Consider the following 18,456-nt stretch of genomic DNA (forward strand, 5'->3'; position numbering starts at 1 on the left):
TCAGCCGACCAACACGAGGAAGACGTTGCCCCGGCTGGAGGCGCCGGCCAGCGCGGTGGCGTCCGACGGTGCGGCAGCCACGACCACCAGCCCTTCGGGCTCGCCTGCGCCGAGCAGCGCAGCCGGCGCAGCGCCGTCGTCGGCTTTCCACAGCACCGGAGCGGCCCGCGCCAGGACAGTGGTTTCGGCCGGCTCTTCGAACCCGTTGCCGCTGCTGAGGACGATGTCCACCAACTGGCCCGGCGACACCAACTGGACGGTGGAGGGGTCGGCGGGGCGCACCGGCACGGCCACCGTCCCCTGGGGCGCCCCCGTTAACAGGCCCGGCCCGACGATCGAGGTGTCCACGACCGGAGAACCGGCGCGCAGCGCCGTCGCCAGGCGCTGGCCCACCAACAGGGACGGGCTGGCGGCGGTGCCGTCCGGGACGGCACCGGCCGGCAGCTCACCCAGTTCCAGGTCGTCGGCGGACAACAGGGCGCCGGCCGGGAGATCGGACGCGGCGACCACCACGGAATCAGTGGGGTTCGGCGCCGGGGTCAGTTGCTGCACGACCAGTGCCGCGGCCGCGCAGAGCAGCAGGGCGGCAAGCAGCCGGTAGTGCCGCCGCAACAGCCGGCGCGGCGACAGTGCAGAGCGGGCGGTGCGGGTCGGGGCGGCAGCGGTGGGCATGCAGCCACGCTAGGAGCACACGGGCGCCCACGGTCAGCGGGGGAGCGCACCTGTGGATGCAGTGCCGCCGCCGTGGCGCGGTGTAGGAGCGGCCGCGGGCTCCGGCGTGGCTAGCTGGCGGCGGCGGCCGGAGCCGGGGCGGCGGCAGGCTTCGAGGCCTCGGCCGCAGCTGGCTTCGCCGCCTCGGAGCCAGTGGACCCTGAGGAGGCCGCGGGAACGGAGCCTGCCGTGGAAGAGTCGCGGGAATCGGTGCGGTAGAAGCCCGAGCCCTTGAAGACGACCCCGACGCTGTTGAACTTCTTGCGCAGGTTGCCGCCGCATTCGGGGCAGACGGTCAGCGATTCATCACTGAAGGACTGCTGGATGTCGAAGGCATGGGGGCAGTCTTTGCAGGCGTAGGCGTACGTGGGCACAGTAATTCCTCCTGAAAAAAACTTGGCTGGAGCAGGAGGCGCCCGGTCAGCCGTTGGCACTCACCCGCTCAGAGTGCCAATTCTACACCGTCCGCCCGGGGAACCACGTCCAGCCGTCGGGAGACACGGCGCCGTCCAGTGGGGCGTCCAGGGCGGTGAACTCGAAGGCGCCCGCCGCCACCACCTCGTCGGAGTAGAAAACGCCGACGAACTTCGGCCGGTCTTCGCCGTCCCCCAGCGACGCCAGGAACCGGTCGTAATAACCGCCGCCCTGGCCCATCCGGTTGCCGTCGGAATCCACGGCCAGTCCGGGCACGAGCACCAGCGGCAGGCCGGACATGATTTCCGGTCCGAAGCGTTCTCCGACCGGCTCGTCTATCCAGGCCCGAGGGCTGCGGGCCAGCTCCACGCCGCTGAACCAGTGTGCCCAGCTGAGCCGGTAGTCCGGTTCGCAGATCGGGACCACCACCCTGTAGCCGGCGTCCTCGAGGGCCGGCAGCAGCATGCGCGTGGACGGTTCGGAACCGACGGACAGGTAGGCCGGCACAGTGGTCCCGGCCGGGACGTTCAGCCGCCGGAGACCGTCCAGCACCTGCCGCGCCAGGGCGTTCCCGGCCCGAATCCGGTCTTCTTCGGACCGTGCCCGGCGGCGGGCCCGGAAGAATGCGCGGGCGGTTTCCTTGTCCATGCCGGTCTGCTTCTCCATGGCCGACATCGTAGTTGCTTTCCCGTCGGATCGGCTTGCTTCGCAGCTTCGTTCGGTAGTCTGAATTCATGACGTCTCATCGCACGGTACGCAAAGCAGTCATTCCGGCCGCCGGGCTGGGAACCCGTTTCCTGCCCGCCACCAAGGCCATGCCCAAGGAAATGCTCCCTGTAGTGGACAAGCCGGCCATCCAGTACGTGGTCGAAGAAGCGGTGCGCGCCGACTTGAGCGACGTCCTGGTCATCACCGGCCGCAACAAGCGCCCGCTGGAAGACCACTTCGACCGCGTGCCCAACCTCGAGCAGATCCTGGAGGAGAAAGGCGATCTGGAGAAGCTCGCCGCCGTGCAGGCGGCCTCGGAGCTGGCTGACATCCACTACCTGCGCCAGGGGGATCCGCTGGGCCTCGGCCACGCAGTCCTTCGGGCCCGCCAGCACGTGGGCGACGAACCGTTCGCCGTGCTGCTCGGAGACGACCTGATTGACGAACACGACGACCTGCTGACCCAGATGATCGAGGTCCAGCAGCAGACCGGCGGCTCCGTGGTCGCCCTGATGGAAGTGGACCCCGCGCAGATCAGCGCCTACGGCTGCGCCGACGTAACCCCGATGGGGGACGGCAGCTACGTACGGATTAACGAACTGGTGGAGAAGCCTTCGCCGGACGAGGCCCCGTCCAACCTGGCCGTCATCGGCCGCTACGTGCTGCATCCGGCCGTCTTCGACGTGCTGGAGGACACCAAGCCGGGCCGGGGCGGCGAAATTCAGTTGACCGATGCGCTCGAAGCCCTGGCCGGCCGGGAAGGCGAGGGCGGCGGCGTTTACGGTGTGGTCTTTACCGGGCGCCGATACGACACCGGCGACAAACTCAGCTACCTCAAGGCCGTCGTGACCATCGCTTCCGAGCGCGAAGATATCGGCACGGAACTGCGTTCCTGGCTGAAGGGCTTCATCGACGGCTCGGACGACTGAGCCCGTCGCGACCGCGAAGAACTTCACATGGGGTACGGACCGGCCATCTGGCCAGCGACGCTTGCATGCGGTGACTTATCGCTGCGCCCGATCCGGTACCGGGACCGGGGCGAGTGGACGGCCGTGCGGCGCCGCAATGCCCGCTGGCTGGAACCGTGGGAAGCCACGAACCCGGCTCCGGGCGGGTATCTGCCGTCGTTCTCCGAGATGGTCCGTTCGCTCAAGCACCAGGCACGGCTGGCCACGGCCCTGCCCTGGATCATCACCGAACTGCAGGCAGGAAGGCCCAAGCCGGCGCTGGTCGGGCAGCTGACCGTCTCCAACATCGTCTGGGGTTCTGCGATGTCGGCCACCTTGGGGTACTGGGTGGATGAGGCGTGCGCCGGCCGCGGGATAGCGCCCACGGCGGTGGCCATGGCGACCGACCATTGCTTCCAAACGCTCGGGCTCCACCGGATGGAAATCAACATCAGGCCGGAGAACCGCGCCAGCCTGCGCGTCGTGGAGAAGCTCGGCTTTCGCGACGAAGGGCTGCGCCCGCGGTACCTGCACATCAACGGGGCCTGGGCGGACCACCGCAGTTTCGCGCTCACCGCCGAGGAGGTTCCCGGTGGCCTGCTGGACCGCTGGCTGGAGCACGGCGATGTCGGACTGACACCATAAGGCAGCGCCGCGCGGAATCGTTATCCGACACACCGTGATGAATGCCGCGTACGGCATGCTTGAGCTTCTACGGTTTTGAGAGTGGACATTCAGAGCTCTGTGATCTTGGCGGTCATCGTCGGGCTGTGGTTTGTCTGGGTAGGACCGTACCTGCTCCGCGGAGCATTCCGTCCCGCGATGGTTGAATCGGCGCCGGGACACGCAGCACCACTAGTTTCAGTACCCGCAACCGCCTCCGGCGGCAACCAGGGGATCATCATGGAATACAACGCCCAGCCGGCACCCTCGACATCGTCGCCAGTGCCCCGGCTCGTCCGGCAGCCCGGGTTCCGCATCCGCTACGGCCGGACCGCGCTGGCACTTGCCGGGGCCTCGGCACTGTTGGTTTTCGTCGGCGGCGGAGCCCTCGCGCTGGCTGGCGTAGTCTCGGGCCGCGTCCCGGGCTTCGCGCTGCTGGCGGCCGTCGCCGTCGTCGTTATCCTGCGCTCCCTGGCAGTCCGCGACCGCAGGAACCGCGCCGCCGCACGCGCCCGGCAGGGCGCCCGCACCGCATCGGCAACGCGGCCGGCGGGAGCCGCGAAGACTCCCGCGAAGCCCACCGAACTGTTTGACGGGGCAGCGGGGCACACCGAGGCGACACCGCAGCCCGTCCAGGACGGGCCGGCCCGGTTGACGGCCGCCGAACTGCGCGAGGAGGCCTTGAAGGTTGCCGCAGACGCCGGCGACACCGCCGCACCGGGGCAACCGTCCGGCACTCCCTGGCAGCCGGTCGACGTGCCCAAGCCGACGTACGTCGGCGCGGCCAAGGCCACGCGCCCTGCTCCGGCGCCGCTGCCGGCTCCCGAGGTCAAGAAACCGCAGACCAAGACGTCGATCAAGCAGACCGCGGCGCAGCGGACCGACGAGCCCGCCCGGACATCCGAGCAGGCGGCTGCCGGACAGCAGCCGGAGGACGGCGCCTCAGCCGCCGAGGCCTCCGGCCAGCAGTCGGTTGCGAACCGCCTTAACCTGGACGACGTCCTGCAGCGCCGGCGCGCCTGACCCGAGCCACCCCGGCAGGTTGACTGCGGCCCGTCCACACCGGACGGGCCGCAGTGCTGTCCGGTCCGCGGTATCGGGCGTGGGCCGCAATGGTGTGCAATGGAGGCATGGATGCACCGAACCCGGACCTGATGGCTACCGAGACCGCCGGCATCGACCTGTTGGAAAGTCCCGGCATGCGTGAGCCGCTGGAACTGGCTGTCGGCACCCTCGGCGGCACGGTCCAGTCCTGGCACCTGGCGAAGCTGCAGCACCGGCCCGGGGCCGGCGCGACCGGGATCTACACCGTGCGGCTCCGCGGGCACGACGGCGGCGAGCGGACTGAGTACGTCTGCATCACCACGGCGCCGGTGCCCGAATGCGGGCTTCCGCTGGTGCGCGTGGACGGCGGACCCGTCCCGCTGACCGCCTGGCTGTACCCGTCCGACCCGGTCCTGGCCGGACTGCCTGCGGCGTGCGACCCCGCGGCGGTGGGCCGCAGCGTCTTCGGCGGGGGAGAAGCGGAGCTGAAAATGGTCAGTTACCGGCCGCTGCGGCGGGCCGTGCTGGAAGCCGTGCAGGGCGGACACAAGGTCTTCCTGAAGGTGGTCCGTCCGGACCGGGCGGCACAGCTGATGCGCCGGCACCGTCTCCTGACCGACGCCGGCCTGCCGGCCCCCGTTGCCTCCCCGGGCCCGGCCGACGGCGTGGTGGTGCTCACGGAGGCGAAGGGCACGCCGCTGGCCAAGGCCTTGATGGACGACGGCGCCGCCAGCCTGGCGCCGGAAACCCTCCTGGCACTGCTGGATGCGCTCCCGGCCGGAGTGCTGGAGCTCTCGCGGCGCCCGGCCTGGGCGGACCGCGCAGCCGACTACGCCAAGGCAGCGGCGGCAGTGCTCCCCGACGAGCAGGACCGGGTATTTGGCTTGGCCGATCGGGTGGAACGGCTGCTGGCGGCCACCGACGCCGGTCCGGTGGTTCCGACCCACGGCGACTTTTACGAAGCGAACCTGCTGGTGGCCGGCGGGAAGGTCACCGGCCTCATGGACGTGGACTCGCTGGGACCGGGCCATCTGGTGGACGACCTGGCCTGTTTCCTCGGGCACCTGGCCGTGCTGCCTGCCGTACACCCGGGGTATGTGCATGTCCCGGCGGCGCTGGAGCGTTTTGCCGCCGTCTTCGACACCGTGGTGGACCCGGCGGCCCTGCGCGGCCGGGCCGCCGGCGTGGCGCTGTCGCTGGTCGCCGGAGCCAAGACCCCCGGGGAGGGGGAAGGCTGGCAGCAGGACGCCCGGCAGCGGCTTGCCATCGCCGAGGACCTGGCCGCCGGGGCGGCCTGATTCGTCGCCCGCTTCAGGCGTCGGTGACGAGGCGGTAGCCCATGCCGCGGACGGTGGCGAATTTCTCCGCCCCCAGCTTGTTGCGCAGATAGCGGACGTACACGTCCACCACGTTGGAGCCGGGGTCGAAGTCGTATCCCCAGACCCGTGAGAGCAGCTGCTCGCGGCTGAGGACCTGGCCCGGGTTCCGCAGGAAGGCCTCGGCGAGGGCGAACTCCCGGGCGGAGAGATCCACCTCCCGGCAGCCCACGCTGGCCCGCCGTGTCCGCAGGTCCAGGCTCAGGGTGCCGCTGCTCAGGACGGCAAGGTCGGCCGGCTGCGCCTCGGAGCGCAGGCGCAGCCGCACCCGGGCCAGCAGTTCCTCGAACCGGAACGGCTTGGACATGTAGTCGTCCGCGCCGTTCTCCAGCCCGGCGACGGTGTCGTCCACCGAGCTGCGGGCCGTGAGGATGATCACCGGGGTGTCGTTCCGGCCCTCGCGCAGGCGGCGCAGCACGGTGAAACCGTCCTGGTCGGGCAGCCCCAGGTCGAGGATGACCAGCTCGAAGTCCCCGGTCATGGCCAGCTGGTAGCCCTCCCGCCCGGTGCCGGCGACCGTGGGCACATAGCCGGCCGCCTTCAGGCCCTTGGCCACGAAGGAGCTGATCCTGTCCTCGTCCTCGATGATCAGAATCTGGCTCACGCTGTCTCCTCCTTGTCTGCGGCCGCCTCCGGGCCGGTGAGCACGACGGTGAAAGTCGAACCGGCGCCCGGAGCCGAGGCCAGTTCCACGGTGCCGCCGTGCGCAGCGGCAATGGCGCTGACGATGGTCAACCCCAGGCCCGAGCCTTCCGCCCGCGTGCCGTTGCTGCCGCGGGCGAAGCGGTCGAAAATCCTGCCCTGGTCTTCCGGAAGGATGCCGGTTCCTTCGTCCCTGACCCACAGCCGCAGCTCATTGCCGCGCACGGCCGATCCGATCGCCACCGTGGAACCGGGCTCGGAAAATTTCACGGCGTTGGCCGCCAACTGCAGCCAGGCCTGGGTGATCCGCCGCCCGTCGAGCGGCCAGCGGGTTTCGGCCCGCGCGTCGACGGCCCAGCGTTTGTTGCCCAGCGGCCGCGCCTTGTCCAGCACGTCGTCGGTCAGTTGCCCCACTTCGACGTCGGACGGGCTCACGAAGCCCGGACGTTCTGCCTTGGCCAGCAAGACCAGGTCGTCAACGAGCAGCCGCATCCGGTCCAGCTCGTCCAGGGCGATGCCACGCACTGACTCCACGTCCGCCGGGTCGCGCGAGTCCTGCAGCTCCAAGTGGCCCTGCAGAATGGTGATGGGGGTGCGCAGTTCGTGTCCGACGTCGTCCAGCAGTTGCCGCTGCGCCGTCATGGACGCCTCCAGGCGGTCCAGCATGTCGTTGAACGTGCGGGAGAGCTCGGAGATGTCGTCGTTGCCGCTCACCGGTATGCGCTGGGTCAGGTCTGCGTCGGTGATCCGTTGTGCCGTTTCGCGCACCAGCCGGATCGGTGCCAGCAGCCGGCCGGCGACCTGCCAGCCGACCACGCCGATCAGTACCAGCGAACCGAACCCGATCAGTGCGTAGGTCAGGAAGATGTTGTCCAGCTGCTGCAGTTCGGCGTCGTAATCATAGGCCAGCACGAACGTGCTGTGGGCCGGGTCGGAGGAGAGCTGCACCGGCACGGTGACTACCCGGTACGTGGTGGTCGATGTATGCATCGTGGTGAGCACCACCCGATCGGACGCAGTCGCGTCCGGGCCCAGCAGGGCCACGAGTTCGGCATCCTGCTCGAGCCTTAGCTGTACGGACGGGCTCGCCGTGTACGTCACCCTGCCGTCCACGAGGCCAAGCATGCCTTCGTTGGCGGAGGGAAGCGTCCGCTGCATCGCCAGGAAGACCAACCGGCTGGCCTGTGTGAAGGGCTGGCCAGTGTCCGGGTCAATGCCTGTGGCCGCCAAGGTCTTGAACTCGCTGACGCTGCGCTGCAGCGAGTCGTCCACCCGCTGGATGATATTGGACCGCTGCAATGCGAACGCCACCGATCCGGCCACCATCAGGCCCAGGGCCGAAAGGGCGAGCACCGCGGCCAGTACCCGGACGCGGACGGACAGTCCGCCCGGCGGCCTATGCACGGCCGCCGGTAAGGGCGCCGCTGCCACGCCGCATGCCGCCGCGACGACCGACGGCGTGGCGGTGGTGGCGGGGCGTAGCTGTTGGCGTGGATTTTTCTGCCGGACCGGGCAGCCCGGACTCAGTCATCGTCCCCGCCGTCGTCATCCCAGTCGTCCCCATCATCGTCGTCGTAGTCCTGCGGCGGCGCCGGCTGGACCGGAACCGGTCCGTTGCCTTCCGGCGGGCGGGGCGGAGCGGACGGAGACGGGGAGGCGGTCGGCGTGGGCGAGGGCGGCGCGCTGACTTCCGGCGCCGGGCTTCCGGCCGGGGCCGGCGATCCGGACTGCGTGACGCTGATGGACGGGCCCAGGTCGGTGGGCCCGGGCTCGCGCAGGGTGGCGGCCAGTGCGGCGCCTCCGGCGCCCAGTCCGAGCAGCACGGCCAGCGTCACCAGGACGGTGCGGATGGCTGTACGAGGCATGACACCAGTATCCACGGCGCAGATGAGATCAAGATGAGAAGCGTCGGCAGGGTCAGTCGGGGCTGTCGGCCGCGGCGTCCGCGGCCCGGCGGGCGATGTCCGCCTCGACCGTCCGGCCCAGGGCGTCCAGTGCGGAGGCCAGGCCCAGCTGGGCCGCGACGCGCAGCGTGCGGCTGACGTCGGGTTCCTGCAGCACCAGCTTGAACATCGGCACGGCGTCGTCCGCGCGGCCCATCTCCGCGAGCACATGGGCCGCGAAGAGTTCGGCGTTGCCGGCCGAGGCTGCGTCGTCGGCAGCCGAGTAAAGGTCGGCCGCCTGCAGCGCCGCCGAGACCGCGCCGGTGCCGTCCTCCAGCGCCCACAGCCCCCTCGCCCGGGTGTCGCTGTAATCCGCCTCGTACCACCGTGCCCCGTAGAGGTGCGCCAGCCGGATGGCCTCGTCCAAAACCGTGAGCCCGTCCGGGTCGCCGGACTCGCACAGGGCATGTCCGAGTGCGTGCAGGGCCTGCGGCAGCGCGGCGTCGTCGTCCTCGGCCTTGCGCGCGGCGGCCACCGCCGCCTCGAAGCAGATCAGGGCGTCCTTGTCGCGGTCCTCGCGGGAGAGCAGCGTGCCGGTCGCCAGCAGGCCGCGGGCCGCCTCGCCGAACTCGCCGCCGTGGCTGAATTCGGCCACCGCCCGGCGCCAACAGTCCAGCGCCTCGGCCGTCCGGCCGGCGTGCCGGTGCGCGTGGCCCAGACTCATCAACGCCCGCGCCACCTGCGCATGGGGCGCCTCGGTGTGTTCAAGCCGCTGCAGCAGCTTGGACAGCACCTCGCCCGCCAGTTCGTACTCTTCCGCCTCCAGCAGCTGGTTTCCCAGCGCCAGGCGCAGCGTGAGCTCTTCCTGGACCTCACCGCGTTCGGCTTGGGCGACCGCCGCCTGCCAGGCCAGCACCGAGTCTTCATAGTCGCCGGTGCCGGCACACAGCCGCGCCAACACGACGGCGGCGCTGATGGCACCCTTGCGGACCCCGGCAGCCGCGTACAGTTCCAGCGCCGTCAGCGCTTCCTCCAGCCCGGCCGCGCCCTCGCCGCCGGCGGCATTGGCCTTCAACAGCCACATGCTGGCGGTGGTTGCACGGTTGCCGGGCAAGGCCAGCATCCGGTCGGCAACTGCGGTGGCCCGTTCCGGCTGGTCGGCCTGCAGGTAGGTGTTGGCCAGGTACATCAGCGCACCGGACAAGCTGTCGGTCCGGCCGGAATGCTCGTAACCGGCTACCGCGTCTTCCAGCAGCGCGATCGCCTGCTTCGCTTCCCCGCGCTGGGAACGGACGACGGCGATCGCCAGCTGGACGTCGGCCGTCACCGACCCCGGGGCATGGGTCTCCAGCAGGCGGGCGAGTTCGGCTTCCAGGAGCGGAAGATCGTCGTCGCCGGCTTCGCGGAACAGGGCCGTCCCCAGCCGCTCACCTGCAGCGGCCTCGACCGCCAGCCCGTGGCTGCGGAGCAAGGCGATGCGGGCGTGGAGATACTCCCGGACCTGGTTCTCTTCGCCGGCCAGCTGGGCGAGCGCAATCAGCACCGAGTACAAGCCCAGCCGGACGTCAAGATCGGCGTCCGAGGACCGGGCGAGGCCGGCCTGCGCCAAGGCCCGGGCACCCGCGTGGTTCTCGGCATAGGCCGCTTCATAGGCGCGGTCCAGGCAATCCCTGGCAGCCGCCGGGAACCGTGCCGGATCGGGTCCGGCGCTCTCCAGCACGGCGCGCAGGCGGTCGGCGATCAGGCCGCGCGGCACAGTCGCGGCGGACTCAGGCACGGTGGCCCCGCTTCCGCAGCGCTGTGCCGTGGAACCCTGCTGGCGCGTTGCCCATGGTCTTAGTTCTAGCCGCCAACAGGGGTCGGCGCAATGCCCCTGCGCTCCCCGAACGGGAGTGCCGGGACCTGTTGATAAGCCGCCGGCGCGGAGGCCAAAGACCCAAACAAACCTTTGCAAAGAAATGCTTGCACACAGCGGCATCAGCGTCCGGTAGCGGTCCCGCCCGCCGCCCTAGACTAGGGGACATGGAATTCGACACGCGCGTGGCCGCCTACGGCGTGATCGTGGCTGAGGGCGCGGTGCTGCTGGTCCGCTGGACCGGCGCAGGCTGGCCGCGCTGGACCCTGCCCGGCGGCGGGCTGGAATACGGCGAAGACGCCGCCGCCGGCGCGGTCCGCGAGATCCGGGAAGAAACGGGTTATGCCGCCAGGCTCGAGCAGTTGCTGGGCGTGGACAGCAAGCACATTCCGGCCGCGAAGCGCCTGCACGGGCACCGGCCGCTGCACGCTTTCCGGGTCATCTACGCGGCCAGTATTGTCGGCGGCGAACTGGCAGACGAGGCCGACGGGTCCACGGACCTGGCCCGCTGGATCCCGCTCCAGGAGGTTCCGACGCTGGACCGGGTCGACCTGGTGGATCTGGGGCTGCGCCTCTACTTCCCGGACGGCGTCCCGGCGGACCATTCCGCAAACGGCCGGTGAGCGCTATGCTGATCCAGTTGCCGGGCTGACCAGCCCGCCGGACAACCCTGAGGAGGTGGGTGTGATGACCGTTTATCCCGCAGATCCTGCTGCCATCACCAGCCCAGCCTCCGTACCCCGCCCGCGCCGCGGCTAGCGGCCGGAACGTCCGGCGTGGAGGCCTCACGTCCCGAGGTAACCGTCGTGACCGACACCCATCACCCGCATTCCCTGCTGCGCAGCTACGGCTATACCCAACACACCGCCGCGCAGTTTAACCTCCATTCTCCCGATCCGGCGCTCCGCCCTGCCCGGGTTGTGCGCACCGACCGGGGCCGCGTTTTGCTGGCGGCCGACAGCGGCCTGCTGCACCTGCCCACCGCAGGGCTCAGCCCGCAGCCGGCCACCGGTGATTGGGTGGCGTACGACGCCGCCCGCCCGGCTTCCGCAGGCGGCCCGGCCATCGCCGGGCTGCTTCCGCGGTTTTCCGCTCTGTCCCGCAAACAGGCCTACGATCCGCTTGCGGCCGAGCAGATCCTGGCAGCCAACATGGACATGGTCGGCATCGTGGTGCCCTTCGACCGGCCGCTGTCGGCCAACCGGCTGGAGCGGACCCTGGTGGCCGCGTGGGATTCCGGCGCGCTGCCGGTGGTCATCCTGACCAAAGCCGACCTGAGCGGGCACCATGACGAGGTCGCCGCCCAGATCGTCGACCAGGCCGCCGGCGCCGACGTCTTGGCGACCAGCGCGGAAACGGGCGACGGACTCGATGCCGTGGCCGAATACCTGGGCCCCGGCCGCGCGATGGTGCTGCTCGGACCCTCGGGCTCGGGGAAATCCAGCCTGATCAATGCGCTCGCAGGCCGGGCGGTGCAGGACACAGGAGCCGTCCGTGCCGGCGACGGGAAGGGCCGTCACACCACCACGGCACGTGAGCTCATTCCCCTGCCCAACGGTGCGGTCCTGATGGACACGCCGGGCATCCGCGGCTTCGCGCTGTGGGATGCGGAGGAAGGGCTGGCGACCATGTTCGCCGACATCGAAGACCTGGCCTCCGGCTGCCGGTTCAACGACTGCTCCCATGGCGCCGAACCGGGCTGCGCCGTGCGCCAGGCCCTCGACGCCGGCAGCCTGGAGCAGCGGCGCTGGGACAGCTACCGGAAGATGGAACGCGAACTGGCCCGCCTGCACCTGAGGCAGAACGTGGCGGAACAGCGCCGGGCCGGCCGGCAGTTCGCCAGGATGGCGAAGGCCGCCGCACAGGCCAAGGACCATCGCGGCAGGCGCTGAACGTGTGCTCGCGGGCCGCGCGGTTGACTAGACTCGGTGCCAGCACTCCTGCGGCCCAGCCGGCCGCGGGACCCCCCACGGAAGGTTCAGCATGCCCGAGCCCACGCGGCCGGCCCCCCGGCCGGCGGACCTGTCGGCCGGCGTCGCGGAGGCCGGAGACGGCCCCATGGTGCAGTTCCGCGCAGTCACGAAGACCTACGCCGGACAACCCGCGGTTCAAGACCTGACGCTGGACATCGACCGCGGCGCGATCACCGTCTTCGTGGGCCCTTCGGGCTGCGGCAAGACCACCTCGCTGCGGATGATCAACCGGATGGTGGAGCCAACTTCCGGGTCCGTCCTCGTGGACGGCCACGACGTCTCCGACCGGCCCGCAGCGGCCCTGCGCCGGTCCATGGGCTACGTCATGCAATCTGCCGGGCTGCTGCCGCACCGCACCGTGCTGGACAACATCGCCACCGTGCCGCGGCTGAACGGAGTCCGCCGGGCCGCGGCCCGCAAGCGGGCCGACGAGCTGCTCGACGTCGTCGGACTGTCCCGGGAGCTGGGCAGGAGGTATCCGGCCCAACTCTCCGGCGGCCAGCAGCAGCGCGTCGGAGTGGCGCGGGCGCTCGCGGCGGATCCGCCGATCCTGCTCATGGACGAGCCGTTCAGCGCGGTGGATCCGGTGGTCCGCGCCGAGCTGCAACAGGAGCTGCTGCGGCTGCAACAGCAGCTGGCCAAAACCATCGTCTTCGTCACGCACGATATCGACGAAGCGGCCCTCCTCGGCGACAAACTGGCCGTGTTCGCCACCGGGGGCCGGCTGGCCCAGTTCGCTCCGCCCGAGGAGGTCCTGCGGGCGCCGGTGGACGATTTTGTCGCCGGTTTCGTAGGCCGGGACCGCGGTTTCCGCTCGCTGTCCTTCAGCAGTGCACTCGGGCTGCCGCTGCTGCCTGCGCGCACCGCGACCGCGGACGGGGTGGGCGAGGCGTCCGGGGAGGGCTGGCTGTTGTTGACCGACGACGACGGCGCGCCGGCGGGGTGGCTGCCTCCCGGGGAACGGGACCCGGCCCGGGCCCGGATCGGCGGGTCGCTGTTCACCCTGGGGTCCAGCCTGCGCCAGGCGCTGGACGCGGCGTTGTCGTCGCCGTCCGGTGCCGGCGTCGCCGTCGACGCCGACGGGCGGGTGGCCGGTTTGGTCGACCCCGCGGCGGTGCTGCAGAGGCTCCGGACGGGCGGCAGTTGATGGAGTGGTTCCTGGCGAACCTGCCGTATGTCATGGAGCTGAGTGCCCTCCACCTGTTCCAGTCCGCGCTTCCGCTGGTGCTCGGGCTCGTGGTGTCGCTGCCGCTGGGTTACCTGGCCTGGCGGATCCGTGCGGTGCGCGGCCTGATTCTGTCCCTCTCCTCGGTGCTGTACACCATCCCCTCGCTGGCCCTGTTCGTGATCCTGCCGGTGATCCTGGGCACCGGCATCCTGGAAATGTCCAACCTGATCGTGGCACTGACGCTGTATTCGGTCGCGCTGCTGGTCCGCGCGGTGGTGGACGCGCTGAACTCCGTGGACGACGGCGTCCGGCAGGCAGCGGTGGCCATGGGCTACCTGCCGGTGCGCCGGTTCTTCAGCGTGGACCTGCCCCTGTGTGTCCCGGTGCTGGTGGCGGGACTGCGGGTGGTGTCCGTGAGCAACATCTCGGTGGCCAGCGTCGGGGCGCTGATCGGCGTCCGGAACCTCGGTTTCCTGTTCACCGACGGCCTGCTGCGCTATTTCATGACCGAAATCGTGGTCGGAATCCTGATGACCCTGGTGCTGGCGGCGCTGATGGACGTGCTCCTGCTGGCGCTTGAGCGGGTGCTCACGCCGTGGCGGCGCACGGGTGCCGCTGCTGACGGAACCGGGCCGCGGACACGCGGCGAAACCGGCACGTTGCCGGAGGCCGGTGGCGCCGGGACGGGCTCCTTCGCCGCCGGAGGGGAACGGCCGGACGCCGCGGAAGCGACGGTGCGCGGATGAACCTGTTCGAAGAGACCGCGGCGTGGCTGGCGGATCCGGCCAACTGGGCCGGACCGGCGGGCGTGCCGGCCAGGCTGGCCGAGCACCTTTACTACAGCGCCCTGACCCTGGTGATCGCCGCGGCCATCGCCGTGCCGCTGGGGCTGTTCGTCGGCCACACCGGAAGGGGGCGCATCGCCGTCGTGGGCATTGCCAGCGGACTGCGTGCCATGCCCACGCTGGGCCTGTTGACCCTGTTCGTCATCCTGATGGGACTGGGCCTGATGCCGCCGATCTACGCCCTGGTGATCCTGGCCATCCCGCCGCTGCTGGCCGGGACGTATTCAGGGATCGCCGCCGTCGACCGCCAGCTGGTGGACGCCGCGAGGGCGATGGGCATGACCGAGTGGCAGGTCCTGTTCCGCGTGGAATTGCCCAACGCGCTGCCGGTGCTGCTGGGCGGGGTGCGTGCCGCCGTGCTGCAGGTCATCGCCACGGTGGCCATCGTGGCCTACATCAATCTGGGCGGCCTGGGCCGGTATCTGATCGACGGGCTGGCGGTCCGCGACTCGGTGCGGTTGTTTGCCGGCGCACTGCTGATCGCGGCGCTGGCACTGGTCGTGGACGCCTTGCTGGCCGCGGTGCAGAAAGTCGCCGTATCGCCCGGCGTGCGCAGCGCCGGAGGCGGGCCGAAAGGCAGAACAAGTAAGGTTGGAGCAGCCAGTGCCGGCACATGAGGAGATGAGCATGAAGAACCACCCCGGGAACAACGCGCGCAACCATGGGAGCTACAAGAATCCGGCCGCACGGCGCAGCGTGCTCGCCGCCGGGGCGGCCGCCCTGGCCCTTGTGTTGGCTGCCTGCGGCGGGGGATCCGACCCCCTGCAGGACGCGACGTCGGCACCCGAAGGCAGCGCCGGCGGATCCCTGGTGGTCGGGGCCAGCGGAGGCACGGAGAGCCAGATCATTGCCGAAATCTACGCGGGCGCGCTGACCGCTGCCGGCTACGACGTCACCACGCAACCGGGTATCGGCTCGCGCGAGGTCTACGTGAGCGCCGTGGAGGAAGGGTCCGTGGATATCATCCCGGACTACAGCGGCAACCTCCTGCTCTTCCTGGACACCGAGGCGACGGCGGCCTCCGCCGAGGACGTCATGACGGCCCTGGAGGACGCCCTGCCCGAGGGACTCGGTGTCCTGGAGCCTGCGTCGGCGGAGAGCAAGGACGCGATGGTGGTGACCAAGGCGACGGCGGAGGAGTACCAGTTGACGTCGATCGAGGACATGGGCCCGGTGTGCGGCGAACTGGTGCTCGGAGCCAACCCCGAATTCGCCGAGCGCGAGTACGGGCTGCCGGGGCTGAAAGCCAACTACGGCTGCGTGCCCAAGTCCTTCGAACCGATCAACGACTACGGCGGACCGACCACGCTCAACGCCTTGATCACCGACAAGATCCAGGTGGCCGACATCTACACCACCACCCCGTCCATCGAGGACAACGACCTGGTGGTGCTGGAAGACCCGAAGAACAACTTCATTGCCCAGCAGGTGCTGCCGCTGATCCGCAGCGACGCCGTGGACGGGCAGGCCGCCCGGGTGCTCAACGAGGTTTCGGCAGCGTTGACCACCGAGGACCTGATCGACCTCAACCGCCAGGTCAGCGGGGACGAGAAGCGCAACCCGTCCGACGCCGCCGCGGACTGGCTGGCGGAAAAGGGCCTCGCCGGCTAGGGCCTTGGCTCCCGTTCACGCGCCGCCTCGGTCACCGGGGCGGCGCGTGCTGTGTGCGAAGATCTTTGGATGGCCCAGTTCAAGCAGTCCAACAAGCTCCACAACGTCCTCTACGACATCCGCGGTCCGCTCCTCGAGCATGCCCAGCGGATGGAGGCCGAGGGCCAGCGCATCCTCAAGTTGAACATCGGCAACCCGGCGCCGTTCGGATTCGAAGCCCCGGACGCCATCCTGGTGGACATGATCCGCAACCTGCCCACGGCGCAGGGCTACAGCGATTCGCGCGGCATTTTCTCCGCCAGGACCGCCGTGTCGCAGTACTACCAGACGCGCGGCATCCAAGAGATCGGCGTGGATGACGTGTACCTGGGCAACGGGGTCAGCGAACTGATCACCATGAGCCTGCAGGCGCTGCTGAACAACGGCGACGAAGTGCTCATCCCGGCGCCCGACTACCCGCTGTGGACCGCGTCGGTGTCGCTGGCCGGCGGCCACCCGGTGCACTACCTTTGCGTGGAGGAAGAGGGCTGGCTGCCCGACCTGGAAGACATCGAACGGAAGATCACGCCCAACACCAAGGGGATTGTGATCATCAACCCGAACAACCCCACCGGCGCCGTCTATCCGCGGCACATCCTCGAGGGCATGCTGGAACTGGCGCGCCGGCACGACCTGGTGGTGTTCTCGGACGAGATCTACGAGAAGATCCTGTACGAGGATGCGGAGCATGTGAACACGGCGCTGCTGGCCGACGACGTGCTGGTCATGACGTTCAGCGGGCTGTCCAAGGCCTACCGCGTGTGCGGTTTCCGCAGCGGCTGGATGGCCATCTCCGGGCCGAAGCATCTGGCCGCGGACTACATCGAAGGCATCAACCTGCTCACCAACATGCGGTTGTGCGCGAACGTGCCCGCCCAGCATGCCATCCAGACCGCCCTGGGCGGCCACCAGAGCATCAACGACCTCATCCTGCCCGGCGGCAGGTTGCTCGAGCAACGCAACAAAGCCTATGAGCTGTTGAACGCGATCCCCGGCGTCAGCACGCAGCAGGCCAAGGGCGCGCTCTACTTGTTCCCCAAGCTCGACCCGGAGGTCTACGGGATCAAGGACGACGAGCAGTTTGCGTTGGACCTGCTCAAGCAGCAGAAGATCCTGATCTCGCACGGCCGGGCGTTCAACTGGACGCAGCCGGACCATTTCCGACTGGTCACGCTGCCCAACGTGGACGTGCTGACCGAAGCAGTGGGGCGGATCGAGGAGTTCCTGGCCGGGTACCGGCAGTAACTGCCGCGTGTGCGTAGCCGGGCGGCCGGCGGCTCGGTAGGCTGTCGCCACCCCTAGCCCAGGCCATAGGGTGCGAGCAACCAGGAGGACCAGGTGGAAGAGACCGGATTGCCCGTGTTCACGCGGAGACCATCGGAGTTGCTGCGGGTCGGCCCGGGATTCGACCTGGCCGCTGTCGATACCGGCTCCACGCCCGGATTCCTCGGCGGCAGGACCGAGGGAAAACTCCTGCTCAGAGCCTCCGACCGCCGGCTGTCCGAACTGCAGGAACGCCTCTTCGCGCAGAGCCGCGGCGGGGCACCGGACGCGGTCCTGCTGGTGTTGCAGGGGATGGATACCTCCGGCAAGGGCGGGATCGTCCGGCACGTGGTCGGAGCCGCCGACCCGCAAGGCATTTCCCACCGGGCCTTCAAGGCACCGACGCCGGAGGAACTGGAGCACGATTTCCTCTGGCGGGTGGAGCGGGCCTTGCCCGGTCCCGGCATGATCGGGGTGTTTGACCGGTCGCACTACGAGGATGTGCTCATCCACCGCGTGCACCGGCTCTCGCCCCCGGCGGAGGTGGAAGCACGCTACGGGCAGATCAACGAGTTCGAGGCGATGGTGGCCGGCCGGGGCATCCGGATGATCAAGGTCATGCTGCACCTGGGCAAGCGCGAACAGGGCAAGCGGTTGCGCGCGCGGCTCGACCGGGCCGACAAGCACTGGAAGTACGATCCTGGCGACGTCGACGCGCGCCGGCGCTGGGACGAATACCAGCAGGCCTATCAGGTAATGCTGGACCGGACCGGCACCGTCGACGCGCCGTGGTTTGTGGTGCCGGCCGACCACAAATGGTATGCGCGGATCGCCGTGCAGGAGCTTCTGCTGCAGGCCCTGGAAGACGTCGACCCGCAGTGGCCGCCGGCGGACTTCGATGTCGCCGCGGAAAAGGCCCGGCTGGCTGCCTCGTAGCGCCAGTCCGGGCCTGCCCGCCGGTCCGTCATGCCCGGGAACGGCTGGCCGGGGCGGAGCCGACGGCCCCGGGGCAGACTAGAGGGGTGACACCGGGGACGCGGGAGTACCGGCGCTACGCGGGCTGGCCGGCGACGGCTCGGTGCCTGCCGCCTCGCGTGCGGCGTCGAGCCGCTGCCGTGCGCCTTCCAGCCATGCTTCGCAACGGGCCGCCAGCGCCTCGCCGCGCTCCCACAGCGCCAGGGACTGTTCAAGGCTGGCGCCGCCGGCTTCCAACTGACTGACAACGGCTACCAATTCCTCGCGTGCCTGTTCATAGGAGAGGGACGCGACGTCGGCGGGCGCTGCGGGCTGCTCTGGCATGGGGGGTTCTCGCTT

Annotated in this window: 20 protein-coding genes; 12 read left to right on the forward strand and 8 right to left on the reverse strand. The window is 69.9% G+C overall.

Annotated elements, in window-relative coordinates:
* The 3 genes from cpaB to AC5RVS_RS07810 all read right to left on the reverse strand — a co-directional run bounded on the left by cpaB (position 1) and on the right by AC5RVS_RS07810 (position 1,791).
* Positions 1-672: a Flp pilus assembly protein CpaB gene (gene cpaB / locus AC5RVS_RS07800; protein WP_494107701.1), complete on the reverse strand. Its 672-nt coding sequence runs from the start codon at positions 670-672 to the stop codon at positions 1-3.
* Positions 673-782: 110 nt separating this feature from the next.
* Entirely contained in the window at positions 783-1,085 is a 303-nt protein-coding gene (locus tag AC5RVS_RS07805; RefSeq protein ID WP_494107702.1) for an FmdB family zinc ribbon protein, read from the reverse strand.
* A gap of 82 nt (positions 1,086-1,167) precedes the next feature.
* A complete protein-coding gene (locus tag AC5RVS_RS07810; RefSeq protein WP_494107703.1) occupies positions 1,168-1,791 on the reverse strand; it encodes a 5-formyltetrahydrofolate cyclo-ligase in 624 nt (207 codons plus the stop codon).
* Between the two features lie 68 nt (positions 1,792-1,859).
* Between AC5RVS_RS07810 and galU the strand changes: the two genes are divergently transcribed.
* The 4 genes from galU (at position 1,860) to AC5RVS_RS07830 (ending at position 5,785) form a co-directional block, all read left to right on the forward strand.
* On the forward strand, positions 1,860-2,762 hold the full coding sequence (galU, locus tag AC5RVS_RS07815) for a UTP--glucose-1-phosphate uridylyltransferase GalU (RefSeq protein ID WP_494107704.1): 903 nt from the start codon (positions 1,860-1,862) through the stop codon (positions 2,760-2,762).
* A 27-nt stretch (positions 2,763-2,789) separates the two neighbouring features.
* Positions 2,790-3,425 carry a GNAT family N-acetyltransferase gene (locus AC5RVS_RS07820; protein WP_494107705.1) on the forward strand — a complete coding sequence of 212 codons (636 nt, stop codon included), beginning with the start codon at positions 2,790-2,792 and terminating at the stop codon, positions 3,423-3,425.
* Positions 3,426-3,506: 81 nt separating this feature from the next.
* Positions 3,507-4,466, forward strand: a complete 960-nt coding sequence (locus AC5RVS_RS07825) for a hypothetical protein (protein ID WP_494107706.1) — start codon at positions 3,507-3,509, stop codon at positions 4,464-4,466.
* A 107-nt stretch (positions 4,467-4,573) separates the two neighbouring features.
* The gene (locus tag AC5RVS_RS07830) at positions 4,574-5,785 is read left to right on the forward strand and encodes a phosphotransferase (protein ID WP_494107707.1); all 1,212 of its coding nucleotides are present in this window, start codon (positions 4,574-4,576) and stop codon (positions 5,783-5,785) included.
* A 13-nt stretch (positions 5,786-5,798) separates the two neighbouring features.
* Here the strand turns inward: AC5RVS_RS07830 and AC5RVS_RS07835 are convergent, their stop codons facing one another.
* From AC5RVS_RS07835 to AC5RVS_RS07850, 4 genes are all read right to left on the reverse strand, one after another.
* Positions 5,799-6,467: a response regulator transcription factor gene (locus AC5RVS_RS07835; RefSeq protein WP_493988989.1), complete on the reverse strand. Its 669-nt coding sequence runs from the start codon at positions 6,465-6,467 to the stop codon at positions 5,799-5,801.
* Positions 6,464-7,909, reverse strand: a complete 1,446-nt coding sequence (locus AC5RVS_RS07840; protein WP_494107708.1) for a sensor histidine kinase — start codon at positions 7,907-7,909, stop codon at positions 6,464-6,466. The genes AC5RVS_RS07835 and AC5RVS_RS07840 overlap by 4 nt, the downstream gene beginning before the upstream one ends.
* A gap of 119 nt (positions 7,910-8,028) precedes the next feature.
* A complete protein-coding gene (locus AC5RVS_RS07845) occupies positions 8,029-8,370 on the reverse strand; it encodes a hypothetical protein (protein ID WP_493988991.1) in 342 nt (113 codons plus the stop codon).
* A 52-nt stretch (positions 8,371-8,422) separates the two neighbouring features.
* Positions 8,423-10,165, reverse strand: a complete 1,743-nt coding sequence (locus AC5RVS_RS07850; RefSeq protein WP_494107709.1) for a tetratricopeptide repeat protein — start codon at positions 10,163-10,165, stop codon at positions 8,423-8,425.
* Between the two features lie 245 nt (positions 10,166-10,410).
* Here AC5RVS_RS07850 and AC5RVS_RS07855 point away from each other — a divergent pair, with 245 nt between their 5' ends.
* From AC5RVS_RS07855 to AC5RVS_RS07890, 8 genes are all read left to right on the forward strand, one after another.
* Positions 10,411-10,866: an NUDIX hydrolase gene (locus tag AC5RVS_RS07855; RefSeq protein ID WP_494107710.1), complete on the forward strand. Its 456-nt coding sequence runs from the start codon at positions 10,411-10,413 to the stop codon at positions 10,864-10,866.
* 183 nt (positions 10,867-11,049) lie between these two features.
* On the forward strand, positions 11,050-12,135 hold the full coding sequence (gene rsgA, locus AC5RVS_RS07860) for a ribosome small subunit-dependent GTPase A (RefSeq protein ID WP_494107711.1): 1,086 nt from the start codon (positions 11,050-11,052) through the stop codon (positions 12,133-12,135).
* A 166-nt stretch (positions 12,136-12,301) separates the two neighbouring features.
* The gene (locus AC5RVS_RS07865) at positions 12,302-13,363 is read left to right on the forward strand and encodes an ABC transporter ATP-binding protein (protein ID WP_494107875.1); all 1,062 of its coding nucleotides are present in this window, start codon (positions 12,302-12,304) and stop codon (positions 13,361-13,363) included.
* Positions 13,363-14,130: an ABC transporter permease gene (locus AC5RVS_RS07870; RefSeq protein ID WP_494107712.1), complete on the forward strand. Its 768-nt coding sequence runs from the start codon at positions 13,363-13,365 to the stop codon at positions 14,128-14,130. Before AC5RVS_RS07865 ends, AC5RVS_RS07870 begins: the two co-directional genes overlap by 1 nt.
* Complete coding sequence (locus AC5RVS_RS07875; RefSeq protein WP_493988996.1) at positions 14,127-14,846, forward strand: ABC transporter permease; 720 nt, start codon at positions 14,127-14,129, stop codon at positions 14,844-14,846. The genes AC5RVS_RS07870 and AC5RVS_RS07875 overlap by 4 nt, the downstream gene beginning before the upstream one ends.
* A 10-nt stretch (positions 14,847-14,856) precedes the next feature.
* On the forward strand, positions 14,857-15,840 hold the full coding sequence (locus AC5RVS_RS07880) for an ABC transporter substrate-binding protein (protein ID WP_493988997.1): 984 nt from the start codon (positions 14,857-14,859) through the stop codon (positions 15,838-15,840).
* 69 nt (positions 15,841-15,909) lie between these two features.
* Positions 15,910-17,124, forward strand: a complete 1,215-nt coding sequence (locus tag AC5RVS_RS07885; RefSeq protein ID WP_493988998.1) for a pyridoxal phosphate-dependent aminotransferase — start codon at positions 15,910-15,912, stop codon at positions 17,122-17,124.
* Between the two features lie 93 nt (positions 17,125-17,217).
* Complete coding sequence (locus AC5RVS_RS07890) at positions 17,218-18,078, forward strand: PPK2 family polyphosphate kinase (RefSeq protein ID WP_494107713.1); 861 nt, start codon at positions 17,218-17,220, stop codon at positions 18,076-18,078.
* 78 nt (positions 18,079-18,156) lie between these two features.
* On the opposite strand, the gene AC5RVS_RS07895 is transcribed toward AC5RVS_RS07890, so the two are convergent.
* Positions 18,157-18,441, reverse strand: coding sequence for an exodeoxyribonuclease VII small subunit (locus AC5RVS_RS07895; RefSeq protein WP_494107714.1), 285 nt, complete (start codon positions 18,439-18,441; stop codon positions 18,157-18,159).
* Positions 18,442-18,456 lie beyond the last annotated feature (15 nt).

Source organism: Arthrobacter sp. Y3221048 (genome assembly GCF_059092685.1).